Origin of the sequence: Paenibacillus camerounensis, assembly GCF_000723885.1 — a bacterium.
Lineage (GTDB): Bacteria > Bacillota > Bacilli > Paenibacillales > Paenibacillaceae > Paenibacillus_AQ > Paenibacillus_AQ camerounensis.
Genome location: NZ_CCDG010000007.1, coordinates 24,393 through 40,966, shown reverse-complemented (window position 1 = coordinate 40,966; position 16,574 = coordinate 24,393). Strand labels below are relative to the sequence as shown.

The window sequence follows — 16,574 nt, the reverse complement described above, 5'->3', positions numbered from 1 at the left end:
AATATTCTGTTAACACAAATCGTGAATAAGCTTGTCAGAGGGTAGTGTATAATCCGCCTGGGAGGAGAATACACCGTGAAAAAATGGAACTCAGCATTTACCAGCCTGGCCGTGTCCTATCTGTTTGTCGTTCTGGTTATTGTTCTTTTGCTCTGTTCAGTGTTCTCGATTTATTTCTCCGGCCGCTATAAAGAGGAGCTGCGCAACAGCAGCCGGCTGATTCTGGAGAACACCGCAGGTACAGTTGAGGCCTCGGTGCTTCAGCGCGTGCAGCAGATCTACCTTGAGCTGTCCCTGGACCGGACATCTGCCCTTCGTCTGTTCAGCGATGCTTCTTTTCAGCATAATCTCAGTAAGGTAAGCGAGCTGCAGAATCTGCTGAAAGCCGAGGTAGCCGGCAACTCGGATATTGTCCAGGCCGTACATCTGTACGCACCCAAGCAGCAGGTGATGCTCTCATCGCTTCATGGCCTGATATACGATGCGGATCAGGGGGAGGGCGCCGCCTATTTTGCCGGCTGGATCGGCGGTATGCGCAATAACCCGCACAGCAGCCTGTGGACTCCTGCCCGCGAGGTGCCAGAGGATATCTACTCCAGCGTGCCGGGCGGCAAGCACAGCACCCTGATTACCTATGCCCGCAGCTATCCCTTCCAGTCTTCAGGCGCTGACAGTGATCTGATTCTGGCCATAGATATCAAACAAAGCGCGATCAGCGCTATTATCGGGAATATGATGCCTTTACAATATGAAGATACTTATATCATTGACCCTTCCGGCGCCCTCATTGCCGGAGAGGTTCTGGCGCACGCCGGCAGCCCCGGCTTCAGTGCAAACGGGCTGCCTGCAGCTGCGGGAGAAGCCGGGAGCTTCAGCAGCATGATCGGGGAGACCTCTTATGTCATCTCCCATCAGCCCTTGCCCTCTGCCGGCTGGACGATCGTCAGCGCTGTGCCTGCGAGCTTCTTCTATGCACCGTCTAACGTCATGCAGCAGCTGATCCTTGGCCTGTGCCTGCTGGCCCTCCTGCTGGGCTTCTTATTGTCAGGCGTTCTGGCTAAAGTTAACTACAAGCCGGTTAAGCGCCTCACCGCCAAGATCAGGGATCTGTCCGGCCCTGTTCCGGAGCCGGCGGCCAATGAGTACAGGCTGATTGACACGGCCTTCACCCGGCTAAGCCAGCAGGTCAGCAGCCTGGAGGAGAGCCTGCAGGCGAGCGCTCCGGCCATCAAGCGCAATGCCGTTCTGAGCCTTCTGGACGGCGGCTTGAACCGCGGGGAAACCGCTGAGGCGCTGCAAGTCCTGGGCATTACCCCGCAGTACAGCCGGTACTGCTGCCTGCTCATCCGTCCGCAGGAGGCATGGGCACACATGAGCTCCGCCCATATACAGTCCATGGTAGGCGGAATCATTGAGCACCTTGAAGACTTAGGGCTGCCCGGCTGCCGGATTATCGCCGAGGAGCTGCCGGACAGGCAGGTTGCAGCCCTTGTATGTGCTGCCGGTCCGGCCGGCCCGCTGCAGGAGCAGCTCTCGCAGCTTTTGTCTCCAGCGGGAGGCCGGCAGCTTCAGGCCGATATTCAGCAGGCCTGGGGCAGCTGGGTTGCGGAGATTCCGCAGCTTCACAGCAGCTTCTCCGAAGCGCAGACACTGATGAAGTATGCTTATTTTCTGCCGGAGCAGCCGGTTCTTAATGCTTCCGGTCTGCTGGAGCGCGAGAACAGCCTGGATGAGATTCCGCAGGCCCTGCTTGTGAAATTCAAGGATAAGCTGCACTCCCGGCAGCTGGATGAGCTTATCTCGACAGCCGGACAGCTTATTACTGCAATGCGGGAAGGCCCCTATCCTGCTGATTACTGCCACTTCATTCTGGGCAATACCGTATTCATCTACTCGGATTATCTGAAGAGTATCCGCTATAAGCCCGAAGACGGCGGGTATCCGGATCTGTACGGCCAATACATCGGAATGTCTAATATACTCCGTTTTCAGGATTGGCTTACCTGTTCACTGGCCGCCTTCATTACAGAGACGGATAAACGCAACAGCGGCAGGGCTTTATCCACGGTTGAAACCGCCAAGGAATATATCACGCAGCATCTGTCTGACGATCTGTCGCTGGATGCCGTATCTTCCAAGGTGTTTATCAGCCCTAAATATTTAAGCAGGCTGTTCAAGGAAGAGCTCGGAATGAACTATACGGACTATGTCACCGGACAGCGGATGGAGCACGCCCGAACGCTGCTGGAGGGCAGCAGCATGACTGTCGAGCAGATCGCCGGCACTGTCGGCTACGGGACGGCGGCGTATTTTATCAAACGGTTCAAAGAGAGGTATGGCTGCACTCCGGGGAATTATGTGCGCACGGTTAAAGAAGGCTAGTCTTTAGCCTAAGGTCTGCAGCTGATAAGGAGGATAATGGAATGAGTGTGAGTTGCCGGCGGTATGCCGCCCTGATTGCAGCACCGGTAATTGCCGCAGGCCTGGCTCTGCTCAGCGGCTGCAGCCTGAAACCTAGCAATTTGTCCGCTGAGACGGCTGAGCAGCCGGCACAGGCTTCCGCTCCCGGATACACCATCTCCTGGACGATGCACCAGAACCTCCCGGTTCCTGAGGATGCAGCAGTCGTGCGTGAAATCGAGCAGAAATTTGGCGTCAATCTTGATATCTGGAATATGGAGAACAATAAATATGAACCGCTGCTTGATCTGAAGCTTGTACAGGGGAATATCCCCGACCTGTTCCGGATCAGGCAGACCCAGGATCTGCTGAAATATCAGCAGCAGGGCGTGCTGGCGGAAATTCCGCAGGAGCTGCTTAATACCTATGCGCCTAATATTATGAAGGCAATCCGGGAGAACGCCCCTGCTTATCAGAATTATGGCGTCATTGACGGCGCTTACTATGGTATCCCCGTTGTTAATCCTACCAATATCTATCGTATCCCGGTTGTCTACCGCCAAGACTGGCTGGATACACTCGGCCTGACTGTACCTGATACGCTGGCTGATTTTGAGAAGGTAATGTATGCCTTTGCTAATGAAGATCCGGACGGCAACGGCGTGAAGGATACCTACGGCCTGTCGCTCGAAGGGATGAATGTGGTTTTTGGGGCATTCGGGCAGATTGTTTTTGCCGACCAGCTCTATTTCAGCAGGCAGGAGCAGCAGCTGGTCATCGGTGCCCTGCAGCCAGAAATGAAGGAAGCGCTGCGTTATCTGCGCAAGTGGTATCAGGACGGGGTCATTGATCCTGAGTTTGTAACCGGGGAGAACAAGGGCGGCTATAAGCATTTGTCCCATGCCTTTACAGGCGGCCGGATCGGCATGACCTCGATGGGCAATTACTATCACTGGATTCAGGAAGGCGATTATTCCACATGGACGACGGATGAGCTGGGAAAAACCGTGGAAATGCCGGTTGCAGCCACCTTCAACGCGAAGGAGCTGACGGCCAAAAACCCGGACGCCCGGATCGTATTCGGGCGTCCGGTAAGCGGACCGGAGGGTAAGCGCGGCTCCAAGGCCTACGATATGCTGATGAGCTTCACCGCAATCGGGGCAGATGCCGTGAAGGAGCCGGGCAAGCTGGAGACCATCCTGCAGATTCTCGACTACGTCAGCGCCAACCCCGACCGGCAGGAGGATACAGCGATGAAGTTCGGCATTCAGGGGGAGCACTGGGATTGGGCGGACAGCCTGAACAAGGAAGTGGTAGTGCTGCCGCCGTATGACCGGACCTTCAGCTATCAGAACACCATCGGTGCCAGCCTTGGCATGACGATACCGGTGATGCCGGATGACCGCAGGGAGCAGTGGGCGGCTACACTTGGACTGGAGCAGGACGGCATCTACAATGCGCTGGAGGTCGCAACGCCAGCTCTGGTGAAGAACGGGCCGGAGCTGCTCCAGCTGCGGAACGAGGCTTATATCGCCTTCATCACCGGTGAAAGACCGCTTGAGGAGTTCGACAGCTTTGTGAAGGAATTTATGGCAGCGGGCGGGGCTGAGGTGCTGCGGGAGGCGAACGCATCTGCGCTCACACCACATACTCAGCCATAATCTGCTCAATATCGAACGGAGTCAGTCCCTGCTCTACCGTGAATACAGTATCCGCATGGCGCGGCGATCCGGTAAGCTGTCCCCGGGCCTTGACGTGTAGCATGAACAGATCGTACAGATCCGGTTTTTTGAGCTGGGTCATCGCTTTGCCGATCAGCATCATCCCCTTCTGGTTACCCTCCACATTGTTATAATAATTAGGATCTCTTGTCAGCGACAGGTCCGTCCAGATCACCGCCCGTTCCACCAGATCCAGTATGACGGGGATGGCAATCCGTGTATCCGCTGTGACGTCTATTTTATTTACTACGGTCGAAGGCTCATAAATCTCGCCCGAGCCGGGCTTCCTCCGCATCATCCAGCCGGTAAAGCATTCCGGCAGATTACAATACGGCTGCTCCGTGAAGGAATTCAGCGACGCCACCACGTATCTTCCGCCATACTCCATAATAGAAGGGATATGCAGATCAATGAACTCACTGGCTCCGAGAGGTGCCGATACAATGTCCCCGCTGTGATGTGCCAGATACTTTGACGAGCGCAGATTTGTGTACGAGATATGCTCTACATAATTCCAGTTATGATCATACATGACCGCAGAGAGGTCAATATCCACCCGGCCTGTAGACACCCCATCTACCTTCCCCTCCTTCCACCAGCTGAAAAAGCGGATCGTATCCCCTTCCCCCATCGGCAGCCGGCTTCCCCGGACTAAGGTATGCAGCGCTTTGCTGGCGGATCTTTGGGAGAACGGTACATGGTAATTTTTGAGCCGCTCATCCACGTACGCACTGCCCAGAGGCGGCAGCTCTGCAAAACGTCTGATTAACGCCTGCTCGCATATGCTTACGATATTCTGACAGACCCCGGCCTCAATCTCCGGCAGCGTATCAGGCACAGCAAAGGCCTTGGCTACATTTCCTTTCGGGAAAAAGACCCGCAGCTCCCGTTCCTCCAGACGGCGGGAGAAATGGTTCTTCACCTGCAGCAGCACCGGAGTCGATACCTGCTCTGCCGCCTCGCCAAAGGCCAGCACCACGTAATCCGTGTGTTCCGTTCCGCGCAGCAGATGATCCAGTCTCCGCGCGAATTCACCCGGACGCTTAATCAGCAGATCCAGTGCATTCCACACCTGCTTATACTTCAAAGCCAGTTCTACGCTGCTGTTAAAGGATGTACAAGGCTTGTTGTTGCGCAGAATATCCCAGGCCTCCTCACAGCGCGCATACCGCAACTTGTACTCGGACGGATGCAGAATCTCGCCCAGGCGGATCCAGCGGTCCTTATGTCTCAGCATATCCTCTGTCAGCGGATGGCATTGCTCCAGCAGGCCAAGCAGCAGACGGCGTTCGCTGCGCTTGAATTTGCGGAAACGAGCCGGTGCCGCCAGACTGGCATCACCATCCGACCAGGCTACGGCCAGGCGCAGCACATCGGTCGCTGTTTTGAAGTACCGCCCCAGCCGCGCCAGGTTCGCCTTGTCATGCTTCAGCAGCGATGATGTCACGAAAGCGGTATTTTCCTTGAACGGAATGTCCGCCGGCAGAATCTCCTCCAGCTCCTCCGGTTCAAGCGCCGCTATTACGGCATCAATATCCTCTTTATCGGCTGCAGAGATTGAGCCTTTGGCCTGAATAAGCCGGCGGATCATCAGGAAGAAATCCCCTCTGTACCCAATCCCAACCGTCTTCAGCTTCACCTGCTCCTGCAGCGGCTCTCTCTCCGTAGACCCGTCGTATACTGGAAGATCCCAAGTATAGTAGTGGTACATCGCATTTAAATACAGAATGGCCTCATGCTCCAGCATGACCTGCTCCGGAAACCCGGGATACATCGGTTCATACTTTACATGCGCACCAACCATAACCTTCAAATCTGCAACCAGCTGCTCGTACAGCACCTCAAAATCTTCCTTCGGCAGCACGCTCACCGCACGGAACAGGTCAGGAGACAGGGCAAAGCCCAATGCTTCCAAATTACGGGCCGCCGCCGCCAAATATCCGGCCGCCAGCCGCCCGTTTCCGGTGTGCTTCCCCACAATGATCTTGCGTGCTCTACGTAAATAAATCGTGTTTATGTTCATATTAAGTGTCCAGGAAAGCCGTAGCCCTAATTAGAATCATCCTCATGGTTTAGAAGGAAGGAACTACGATAGCCTGGACGCCTCCTCTCTAGGATAAGCATCCTTCAGGAAAGCTGCGGCCCTAAATCATTTACAGTGAGTTAGAAGGAAGGACTGCAATAGCCTGAAGGCTCAAGCGTCGCGGATTCGGATGATCCCGGCCGCTTGATGTCCTTATCATCGCATACCATACTGCGGGCAAACAGGGCGGAAGTATTACGACGATGGAAAAAACGGGAAGGTCACCCTTATAAATCCCTTATAACTCCCCTTTACACTGCTAAGTGGAAAGGATGATATAATATGCCGGACATTATTTTGGAAACCAGTAATCTATGTAAAAGCTTCAAGAAACAGCCCGCGGTAGACAACGTATCGCTGTCTGTGCCCCGGAACTCCGTCTACGGGCTGCTTGGGCCGAACGGTGCGGGGAAATCAACGACACTGAAGATGATTGCGGGAATGCTGCGGCCGGATTCGGGGAGTATCCTCTATCAGGGGCAGGAATGGACACGGAAGGATCTAGGCGGGATCGGCGTCCTGATTGAATCGCCGCCGCTGTATGAGAATCTGACAGCCCGGGAGAATCTGAAGGTGCGGACGCTGGCACTCGGGCTGCCGGAATCGCGGATAGCTGAGACGCTTGCCATCGTTGATCTGGCCCATACCGGGAAGAAACGGTCCGGACAGTTCTCCATGGGCATGAAGCAGCGGCTGGGCATCGCGATTGCGCTGCTGAATAAGCCGAAGCTGCTCATTCTGGATGAGCCGTCGAACGGGCTGGACCCTATCGGAATTCAGGAGCTGCGGGAGCTGATCCGCTCTTTCCCGGCGCAAGGGATTACAGTTATTCTGTCGAGTCATATTCTCTCCGAGGTGGAGCAGGTGGCTGATCAAATCGGGATTATCGCCGGCGGACGGCTGGATTATCAGGGGGCTGCACCGCATGGTGCAGAGCTCGAAGCTCTATTCATGCAAGTAGCCGCCGCACACCGGAAGGCAGGTGAAGCCGGTGCTTAGACTCATTAACGCCGAACAGCTGAAATGGCGGCGCACCTTTATTCCGCAGCTGGTGTGGATTACCCCGCTGTTCACGCTGCTGCTCTGTGCCCTTTTGATGGGCGGGAGTTATTTTCAGACCGGCGCATATAACTGGTGGTATACAATGCTACTGCCGGGCGCACTGACCCTGGTCTGCTCGCTCGCAGTTCAGAAGGATGCCAGGCTGAAGTACCGCTCTCTGCTGGCGCTTCCTCTCTGTCCGCAGACACTCTGGTCGGCTAAGATTGCCGCCCTGACCGGCTGGCTGCTGGCGTCCTGCCTGCTCTTCTTCACCGGTGTTTCTTCCAGCGGCTGGCTGTTCGGCCCAACCATACCGCTAATAAACAGCGCGGCCGGAAGTCTGCTAATCTTCGTCACCTTGTTGTGGCAGATTCCGCTCTGCCTATTCCTGGCCGCGAGGCTGGGACTGTTTGCCGCCGTTCTGGTCAATATTTCCTTTAATATTGCAGGCGTGGTCACCTTTGATCTCGGCGGGCTGTGGAATTTCATGCCTTACACGATTCCGTTCCGGCTGATGTGCCCGGTGCTGCATATCCTGCCTAACGGCCTGCCGGTCCCGGAGGGCAGTCCGCTTAGAAGCACAGACACGATTCTCCGGGATGTGCTGGCCTCTCTCGCCTGGTTTATCAGCCTATTCCACCTGACAGCACGCAGATTCCGCAGACAGGAGGCGGAATAGGATGGCCTCCTTAATCGGACTCTTCAAAGCCGACCTGCTAAAAACCCGCCGCACACCGTTTCTGCTTGTTCATCTGCTGGCTCCGCTCATCGCAGCAGCCATATTCCTGGCCTATTACTCGTACTCCCTATGGAGTGCTGCCGATAAGGTAATGGCTTATCTTCAGGTGCTGGGCTGCGCCCTTCCAACTGTAATTGCCCTGGTCTGTTCGATGGCAGCGGAGCAGGAGGCGCTGGCCGGGCAATTTCAAGGGATGCTGGCACTGCCGTCCCGGCGTATCAAGGTCTACGCCAGCAAACTGCTGCTTCTGCTGATCTGCGGCCTTGGCGCCATTCTGTTGGCTGTCAGCCTGTTTGGCGCCGGATTCCGGTATGTCCTGGGCCAGGAGAGCTCCAGTATGGCTTTCTACTGGTGCAGCGCCTTTATTTTGTCGGGAAGCACAGTATTTCTTTATCTGCTGCACGGGTTTATCAGCCTGCGGTTTGGCCGGGGCCCGTCGATTGGAATCGGCATCGCAGGCAGTCTGATTGCGGCCCTGCTGCTTACCGGGCTGGGTGAGGGTATATGGCCTTATGTCCCTTTTGCCTGGGCAGCGCGCTTCACTTCCATATGGACGGTCACCAGTTCGGGGGCTGCGCTATCTCCCGCCGTATCACATACGGATACCGGAAGCCTTGTGTGTGCCGGGGCAACACTACTGGCTGCTCTTCTCTCCTGCCTCTGGTTTCAGGGCTGGGAAGGGCGGCCAGCCGATAACTAGATTAGATATAATTTTCTGATAGACAACTATTATTAAATAGAGGGAATGTATATGGCCAAAATACTTGCTGTAGACGATGAGCCTGCCATCCTTGCGCTGATCCGCAGTGCCTTGGTCACCGACCGTCATCTGGTAACAACCATTCAAGATTCAACCCAAGTGCGTCAGGCCAATCTCGGCGCCTATGATCTGATCCTGCTTGATGTAATGATGCCGGGCGTTGACGGCTTTACGCTATGCAAAGAGATACGCGATGCGGTTGACTGCCCTATCCTGTTCCTAACGGCCAAAACGCTGGAGAGCGATTTGCTCTACGGTCTGGGACTGGGTGCTGACGATTATATTATGAAGCCGTTCAGTATCGGCGCGCTGCGGGCGCGGATTAATGCCCATCTGAGGCGGGAAACCCGGGAGCGGCGGAAGGTGCTGTACCTGGAGCATGTCCACTTTAACCTTTCGGGCAGAGAGCTGTCTGTCTATGGCAATAAAGTGCCACTGACCAAGAGCGAATACGACATCTGTGAGTTCCTGGCAAGGAGCCGCGGGCAGGTCTTCTCTAAGGAGCAGATATACGAGGCGGTTTTTGGATTCAGCGGGGAGAGCGACAGCAGCGCCATTACGGAGCATATCAAGAATATCCGCGCCAAGCTGGGCAGAACGGATACTGATGCCATTGAGACGGTCTGGGGGATTGGTTACAAGTGGAAGCTGTAAAGAGAGTACCGGGGATGCGCCTGCGCACCTTTTTTCTGCAATATCTCCTGATTCTAAGCGGGGGGACGATAGTGCTGCTGATACTTCTGCTTGGCCTGTTCACAGCGGCTTTTTCGGCTAATGTTATTCTGCCCGCCAACTATGCCGAGAAGGAGATCGATGCTGTTAAGGATACCCTGGCTGCCGGAAAAGCTGTAACTCCTGCTGCTATGCCGACACTGGCGGATTACGCTGTATTTACAGCCGAAGGAAAGCTGCTTACGGGCAGTCTGAACGGGAAGGGGGCAGCCCGTGCACGCGAGCTTATACAGCAAGGCAAAAACCAAGGTTCCTATTACTATAGCTCTGCCCTTAACGGAGAGGAGCTCTGGATCTTCCGCTATACGTTAAAGCCGCAGTTTGCTTCTCCGCTGCTGCGCAGCTGTCTGCCTAACCCGCAGCTGCTGGGCGTGCTGCTGTTCATCCTGAGTGTACTGGTTCTCGCAGCTACGCTTGCCGCCCGGTTCGGCCGCAGGCTCACACAGAAAATGGCAGGCTTACAGGAGGCGACCGATAACATCCGGCAGGAAAATCTGGAGTTCACCGTCCAGCCAAGCGGTATCCGGGAAATCGACGAGATGCTGGCCTCGCTGGAGCAGATGAAGGAAGCGCTGCAGGCTTCACTGAAGCGGCAGTGGGAGCTGGAAAGGTCACGAAGAGAGCAGATTTCTGCGCTGGCCCATGACATCAAGACGCCGGTGACGATCATCCGCGGAAATGCCGAGCTATTACAGGAAACCCGTCAGGATCATGTCCAGCAGGAGTACAGCCGGTATATTCTGCAGAGTGTAGGCGATATTGAAGCCTTCGTGCAGGAGGTCATTGATCTCTCCAGTCTCCAAGCTGCTCCAAGGCACCGGAAAGGGCCGGTGTGCCTGACGAGTTTCCTTGGTGAGCTGGAGAGCCAGCTGCAGGCTTTATCCTCAGGCAAGGACATTTCCGCACAAGTTACTATAGGCGACACGCTGCCTGAAATAATTGTTATAGATAAGGAGCTGCTCCAGCGGGGGATCGTCAATATCCTTGCCAATGCAGTGGAGCACACGCCTCCGCAGGGCCTTGTGGCCCTGGAGATCCGCCTGGATCAAGCAGCGGCCGTTTCCTTCATAATTACGGACACGGGCAGCGGCTTCTCTCCGGCTGGTCTGCGGGAAGCGGCTACCCAGTTCTACATGGGCGACCTGAGCCGCAGCTCCGGCAAGCATCACGGGATGGGCCTGTACATTGCCGAATCTGCCGCTCAGCAGCACGGGGGAACGCTGACACTGGAGAATGCGGCGCCTTCCGGCGGAGGGAGAGTGACGGTGAGGATCACGCCGGATAGCCGCATGGATTCGAACTGATCCTCCGGGCACAGACTGGATCAACAAACTAAGCGGAAATCCTCCACCTATTTTCAGGGAAATCACCGAAATAAGGTTGATAGGTGGAAAAAGGCTAGTTAATTCTGCTGAATTTAGATATATGGAGCGTTTGCTGCCCGAATAAATGGCGATTTTCCACCTAATGTCTATAAATCTTGAGAAACCACAGATTTAAGTAGCGAAAATCCAACTAAATTGCTAAAACCCTCCTATTTGCCTTATTAAAAGAATCAAATAGTAACCCGCCGCTAATCCGGCACAGTATATTAACCGCCTAATGCCCTCCCGTCAAGAAATAATCCGAAAATAGACGGCCGCACAGATAACTCCCTATCAGAGCTCCTCAAAAAGAAGTTATACCGCAACATGTGCGGCCAGGCCGCTTTTTTCAACTCCCGCCATCTTCCTGTACAATGGAATCCAGAATGCTGATACATGACAGGAAGGGAGTACCCTGATGCACAGTGTGGACAAAATCAGATTTACGCTCTTTTATGGTGAACCTCCTCAGCCAGACAGCTACGGCTATATGGAACTCAACCGGGAGGGCAATATGATTGCGCTTTACACCAAAGACGGGGAGGAAATGGACATCTATGGCGGGCATGAATTCATCAGGGTGGGGACGCTCGGCAAGTTCGATGATAAAGACCGTGATCATTTCTATACCTTATTAGAAAAGGATGGGGTTGGGTAGGCTGTCCGGCAGGCCGGTAACCGGCAGCTGAAAGAGGCCACCCCTCCCGGGATGGCCTCTAGTATCAATTATTCTCTGATCAGAACGGATTCGTAGCAATAAAGCTCGCCGTCTTCACATACACACGCGGGTTCAATTTCAGCTGGTCGATAATGAACTCTGCAATATCCTCAGGCTGAACGAACTTCGCGTCATTGTTCTCCTTGATCAGGTTCAGATCGAGCGCCAGGTCCGTTGCGATGGTGCTCGGAGTCAGCGCCGATACGCGGATGTTGTTGCGGCGGACCTCCTGGGCCAGCGATTCGGTCAGGCCGATCATAGCGAACTTCGAAGCACTGTAAGCACTCGAGGTAGCTGCACCGTTCAGTCCGTTAGTTGAGGAGATGTTGATGATGTCTCCGGCATTCTTGCCGATGAGCTGCGGCAGCACAGCCCGGGTTACATAGTAGGTTCCCATCAGGTTGACGTCGATCATGCCTTTCCACTCTTCCGGGTCCATTTCCAGCAATGTGCCAAACGTTGCGATCCCTGCGTTGTTAATCAGAATATCCGCAGCTCCCAGCTCATTCTTGATTGCTTCAACTGCCGTATCTACCTGCTCTTTCGAGGAGATATCTGCAGCTGCATAAGCAGCCTTAACCCCGTAAGTCTCGATTTCAGCAGCCAGCTCCTTCAGCAGCGATTCTGTTCTGGCCAGCAGGCCTACATTTACGCCTTCCTTGGCAAGCGCAATAGCCGTTGCCTTTCCGATTCCTCTTGCAGCTCCGGTTACGATTGCTGTTTTTCCTTGCAGTGATTGTGCCATGTAAGCAGGCTCCTCTCTATTTTTCTTGGAAATATCCTCATTTATTATACTATGCCCGGACTGCCAGAGCTAAATGCTGCACGTGATTGTGATAATCTAAATAGGCCAAAAGCCGAGTCAGTCCAAATTTTATTCACCATTTTTTTATTGACACCAGTCCCGATTGCATATATATTGTTCGATAATGAGAATCGTTATCAAGTATTGTTAAATACACAATAAAAAGGATGGGGTCACACAAATGAAACACATGCACACAACAAGAAAGTATACTTTCAGAACGCTGCTTGCTCCGCTTGCGCTTACACTTGCGCTGGTAGGCTGCGGTAACAACAATGCTTCAAATAATGCTGCTTCCCCAACAAACGCTGCGGCGACTACTGCACCGGCGGCTACCGAAGCCCCTGCTGCTGCAGATGCCGTTCAATATCCGCTCACAATCAAAACTGCACTGGGTGAAGCTGTACTTGAGAGCAAGCCTGAGCGTGTTGTTACCATTCAATGGGGTAATCAGGACGTTGCCCTCGCACTGGGTGTTGTTCCAGTGGGCTTCTCGGCAGCAAACTTCGGCGTTCAGGACGACAGCGGACTGCTTCCTTGGACCAAACAGAAGCTGGACGAGCTGGGCGTAACCGACCCTAATGTATTCCAGGATACAGACGGCCTTGATTTCGAAGCGATCTCCGATGCTGATCCGGACGTCATACTTGCTGCTTACTCCGGCATCACACAAGAAGACTTTGACACACTGAGCAAGATCGCTCCGGTGGTCGCTTACCCGGTTTCCCCTTGGACAACCACATGGCGTGAGCAGGTTAACCTGATTGCAGAAGGCATGGGCATGAAGGCCGAAGGCGAGCAGTTGATCAAGGACACCGAGGACCTGGTAAAAGAAAAGCTGACTGCTTATCCGCAAATCGCCGGCAAAAAAGTCGTATGGGTTAACTTCTCCGCCGACGACCTGTCCAAGCTGCATATCTATGCGCCACTTGATTCCCGCGTCGCCTTCCTGTACGAGCTGGGAATGGAATATCCGGAAAGCATCACCAGCCAGATTACGGATCCGACAAGCTACTCTCTGAGCCTGAGTGCCGAGAACGTAGAAGCACTCAACGATGCAGATTTGATTATCGGATATGGCAATGACGAGCTACTGAAGACTCTCCAGGCAGATTCCCTGCTGGGCAAAATCCCTGCGATTGAGCGCGGTTCTGTTGCTTTCATCGACAGCGATACACCGCTTGTTGCTGCCGGAACACCTAACCCGCTGCCTATTGCCTACACTATCGATGAATATCTCAAGCTGATCGGCGGAGCTATCGACAAGATAAATGAATAGTTCTGATACTTCTGAATATAAAAAGCCAGCCCTGCATACCCCGCGGAATTTCACGCTGGTCCTGATTATCTGCTTCATCCTGCTTGGCTTATGCGTTGTTGCCTCGCTGGCCTTGGGCTCGCGTGTGACCAGCCTAAGAGAGCTGCTCGACGGATTATTTCATCCGGATGTACAGTCCTTCGGAGCCAACGTAGTCCGTAAGCGGATATCCCGGACAGTATTCAGCATAATGTGCGGTGCAGCGCTCGGCGTATCCGGGGCGCTTATGCAATCGGTCACCCGCAACCCTATTGCGGACCCGAGTATACTGGGAGTCAATACCGGCGCTGCCTTATTCGTAGTGTGCGGAATTGCCTTTCTAAACATAAGCTCAGCCAGCCAATTCATTTGGCTGGCTTTGGCCGGAGCTGCGCTTACCGCAGTATTCGTATTCGGAATAGGTTCAATGGGGCGTGGCGGAGCCACCCCCATTAAGCTCGTTCTGGCGGGTGCTGCAACAAGCGCGGCCCTTTCGTCTCTCGTCACTGCCATCATGATCCCGCGTTCCTATGTTATGGATAAATTCAGGTTCTGGCAGGTAGGCAGCGTCGGTTCAGGAAGCTGGGATAACATCTCCACCTTCATCCCTTTTCTGATCGCCGGCATGCTGATTGCCGTGCTGACAGCGCCTGCGCTGAATGCGCTGGCCCTGGGCGATGATGTCGCCACCGGACTCGGTGTCAAGACAGGCTTTCTGCGGTTTACCGCCGCTCTCGCAGGGGTTGTCCTTTGCGGTGCAACAACGGCGCTTGCAGGCCCGATCGGTTTCATCGGCCTTTTATCCACCCATGTGATCCGCCTTATTCTGGGCCCTGATCTGCGTTTTGTCATTCCCATGTCGGCGATTGCCGGAGCTATTATTCTGACCGTAGCCGATGTCGGCGGCAGGCTGCTCGGCAGCCCCGGAGAGCTTGAAGTCGGTGTTGTGACAGCGTTCATCGGAGCACCGATATTAATCATATTAGCTATGAGATCGAAAGTGCGGTCCTTATGACAAATCATCTTCCTTCAATCCAATTTATCATGGCCGGCAGACGGCAAAGACGCCGCCGCTGGATATTGGTTACCAGCCTTTTGGGCGTTCTTGCCTGTGCGCTCTGTATAGCTATGCTGCTGCTCGGCAATACCATCTACCCGCTTTCGGAGGTAATCCGGGCCCTTTCGGGAGAGCAGATCAAGGGAGTCTCCTTTGCTGTGAGTACAATCCGTCTTCCGCGGATGCTGGCCGGGCTGTTTGCCGGATTTGCTTTTGGCGTTGCCGGCTACACCTTCCAGACCATGCTCCGTAACCCCTTGGCTAACCCGAATGTTATCGGGATTACGTCCGGTTCCAGTGCGGCTGCTGTGTTCTGCATCGTTATCCTTCATGCCAGTGGAGCTGTCGTCTCTCTGGCCGCTGTGCTTGCCGGTCTGGCCACTGTCATTCTGATCTATATCCTGTCCAGAGGAAGAACCTTCTCCATCGGCCGCCTGATCCTGGTCGGAATTGGCGTACAGGCGATGCTGGATGCGGTGATTTCCTATCTGCTGCTGATCAGCTCGGAAAAGGATGTCCCTACAGCTATCCGCTGGCTGACAGGCAGTCTTAACGGCTCGCAGATGAGCGAGCTTCCTCCGCTTGTGCTTACAGTGATCATTTGTGCGCCTATCCTTATTCTGCTGGGCAAGCACCTTGATATTCTGGAGCTCGGAGAACAATCTGCATCCTCACTTGGCGTACATACGGACAAGACGCGGATCCTGCTGATTGTCGGCTCTGTCTGCATGATCGCTATAGCCACTGCAACAACAGGTCCGATAGCCTTTGTCTCCTTCCTTTCCGGACCGATTGCCAAAAGGCTGACCGGGGCCGGCTTCTCCGGCATTGTCCCTTCAGGACTGGTTGGCGTTGTTCTGGTTCTGGCGGCAGATCTGATCGGCCAGTTCGCCTTCGTGACCCGCTTCCCGGTAGGTGTAATCACCGGGCTGCTCGGAGCGCCGTATCTGATATACCTGCTGATCCAGATGAACCGGAAGGGAGAATTATAATGAATCAGGCGCATACTTTTCAAGTCGAACGCCTCGTAGCAGGCTATGAGAATAAAACGGTCATCCAGGATGTCAGCCTTGTACTGCCAAGCAGCAAGATTAGCGTCATTATCGGCTCCAACGGCTGCGGCAAGTCCACGCTCCTGAAGACGATGGCCCGGCTGATTAAGCCTTCCTCCGGCACCATAACGATTGACGGAAAGCCGCTTGCCAAAATCGCCTCTAAGCCCCTGGCCCGCACGGTCGGAATGCTGCCGCAGTCGCCGATTGTTCCGGAGGGGATTTCCGTAGCCGATCTGGTCGGCCGGGGAAGATTTCCGCACCAGTCGCTCTTCGGCAGCTGGAGCAAAAAGGACTATGAGGCCGTTGCCGAAGCGATGGAGATTATGAAGATTACGGAGTTCGCCAATCATCATATTGATGAGCTGTCCGGCGGCCAGCGCCAGCGCGTCTGGATCGCCATGGCACTTGCGCAGCAGACCGATATCCTGTTCCTTGATGAACCGACAACGTTCCTGGATATCACCTACCAGGTAGAGATTCTGGACCTGCTGACCGATCTAAACCGCAAGCACGGTACTACCATTGTCATGGTACTGCATGATATTAACCTGTCGGCCCGTTATGCCGACCATATCTTTGCCCTTCATTCAGGCAAGCTGGTTGCTGAAGGCACGCCGGATAAGGTAATTACGAGCACCCTGGTCAAAGACATCTTCGGACTGGACTGTGCAGTAATCAAGGACCCGGTTGCCGGCTCCCCGATGATCGTGCCTAAGGGCCGTTATCATGCGGATTATGTGCCTGTTCCCTAAGAAGCGTATACAGCTTATGATGCAAAATAAAACCACCCCGGCTAACGGAG

14 protein-coding genes are annotated in these 16,574 nt (G+C 54.4%); 12 read left to right on the top strand and 2 right to left on the bottom strand.

Annotated elements, in window-relative coordinates:
* The first annotated feature begins 75 nt into the window (after nucleotides 1-75).
* Together BN3772_RS02985 and BN3772_RS02980 are read left to right on the top strand one after the other, a co-directional pair.
* Nucleotides 76-2,382: an AraC family transcriptional regulator gene (locus BN3772_RS02985; protein WP_042196515.1), complete on the top strand. Its 2,307-nt coding sequence runs from the start codon at nucleotides 76-78 to the stop codon at nucleotides 2,380-2,382.
* 41 nt (nucleotides 2,383-2,423) lie between these two features.
* Nucleotides 2,424-4,061, top strand: a complete 1,638-nt coding sequence (locus tag BN3772_RS02980; RefSeq protein ID WP_042196513.1) for an extracellular solute-binding protein — start codon at nucleotides 2,424-2,426, stop codon at nucleotides 4,059-4,061.
* Here the strand turns inward: BN3772_RS02980 and BN3772_RS02975 are convergent.
* Complete coding sequence (locus tag BN3772_RS02975) at nucleotides 4,039-6,144, bottom strand: TerD family protein (protein ID WP_042196511.1); 2,106 nt, start codon at nucleotides 6,142-6,144, stop codon at nucleotides 4,039-4,041. The genes BN3772_RS02980 and BN3772_RS02975 overlap by 23 nt on opposite strands.
* A gap of 342 nt (nucleotides 6,145-6,486) precedes the next feature.
* Between BN3772_RS02975 and BN3772_RS02970 the strand changes: the two genes are divergently transcribed.
* From BN3772_RS02970 to BN3772_RS02945, 6 genes are all read left to right on the top strand, one after another.
* Nucleotides 6,487-7,203 (top strand): lantibiotic protection ABC transporter ATP-binding protein, encoded by a 717-nt coding sequence (locus BN3772_RS02970; RefSeq protein ID WP_042196509.1) that lies wholly within the window; start codon nucleotides 6,487-6,489, stop codon nucleotides 7,201-7,203.
* A complete protein-coding gene (locus BN3772_RS02965; RefSeq protein WP_042196507.1) occupies nucleotides 7,196-7,924 on the top strand; it encodes a lantibiotic immunity ABC transporter MutE/EpiE family permease subunit in 729 nt (242 codons plus the stop codon). The genes BN3772_RS02970 and BN3772_RS02965 overlap by 8 nt, the downstream gene beginning before the upstream one ends.
* A gap of 1 nt (nucleotide 7,925) precedes the next feature.
* Nucleotides 7,926-8,684 (top strand): lantibiotic immunity ABC transporter MutG family permease subunit, encoded by a 759-nt coding sequence (locus BN3772_RS02960; RefSeq protein ID WP_042196505.1) that lies wholly within the window; start codon nucleotides 7,926-7,928, stop codon nucleotides 8,682-8,684.
* A 51-nt stretch (nucleotides 8,685-8,735) separates the two neighbouring features.
* On the top strand, nucleotides 8,736-9,398 hold the full coding sequence (locus BN3772_RS02955) for a response regulator transcription factor (RefSeq protein WP_042196503.1): 663 nt from the start codon (nucleotides 8,736-8,738) through the stop codon (nucleotides 9,396-9,398).
* Nucleotides 9,386-10,780: a HAMP domain-containing sensor histidine kinase gene (locus tag BN3772_RS02950; protein ID WP_042196502.1), complete on the top strand. Its 1,395-nt coding sequence runs from the start codon at nucleotides 9,386-9,388 to the stop codon at nucleotides 10,778-10,780. Before BN3772_RS02955 ends, BN3772_RS02950 begins: the two co-directional genes overlap by 13 nt.
* A 478-nt stretch (nucleotides 10,781-11,258) precedes the next feature.
* Nucleotides 11,259-11,498, top strand: a complete 240-nt coding sequence (locus BN3772_RS02945) for a hypothetical protein (protein WP_042196500.1) — start codon at nucleotides 11,259-11,261, stop codon at nucleotides 11,496-11,498.
* A gap of 79 nt (nucleotides 11,499-11,577) precedes the next feature.
* Here BN3772_RS02945 and BN3772_RS02940 read toward each other — a convergent pair whose 3' ends face one another.
* Entirely contained in the window at nucleotides 11,578-12,303 is a 726-nt protein-coding gene (locus BN3772_RS02940) for a 3-ketoacyl-ACP reductase (protein WP_042196498.1), read from the bottom strand.
* Nucleotides 12,304-12,544: 241 nt separating this feature from the next.
* Between BN3772_RS02940 and BN3772_RS02935 the strand changes: the two genes are divergently transcribed.
* Genes BN3772_RS02935 through BN3772_RS02920 form a run of 4 tightly spaced genes read left to right on the top strand, consistent with a single transcriptional unit; the run spans nucleotide 12,545 to nucleotide 16,524 of the window.
* Nucleotides 12,545-13,642 carry an iron-siderophore ABC transporter substrate-binding protein gene (locus BN3772_RS02935; protein WP_425280407.1) on the top strand — a complete coding sequence of 366 codons (1,098 nt, stop codon included), beginning with the start codon at nucleotides 12,545-12,547 and terminating at the stop codon, nucleotides 13,640-13,642.
* Nucleotides 13,635-14,675: a FecCD family ABC transporter permease gene (locus BN3772_RS02930; RefSeq protein WP_042196497.1), complete on the top strand. Its 1,041-nt coding sequence runs from the start codon at nucleotides 13,635-13,637 to the stop codon at nucleotides 14,673-14,675. Before BN3772_RS02935 ends, BN3772_RS02930 begins: the two co-directional genes overlap by 8 nt.
* Nucleotides 14,672-15,709 (top strand): FecCD family ABC transporter permease, encoded by a 1,038-nt coding sequence (locus BN3772_RS02925; protein ID WP_042196495.1) that lies wholly within the window; start codon nucleotides 14,672-14,674, stop codon nucleotides 15,707-15,709. Before BN3772_RS02930 ends, BN3772_RS02925 begins: the two co-directional genes overlap by 4 nt.
* Complete coding sequence (locus BN3772_RS02920) at nucleotides 15,709-16,524, top strand: ABC transporter ATP-binding protein (protein WP_042196493.1); 816 nt, start codon at nucleotides 15,709-15,711, stop codon at nucleotides 16,522-16,524. Before BN3772_RS02925 ends, BN3772_RS02920 begins: the two co-directional genes overlap by 1 nt.
* Nucleotides 16,525-16,574 lie beyond the last annotated feature (50 nt).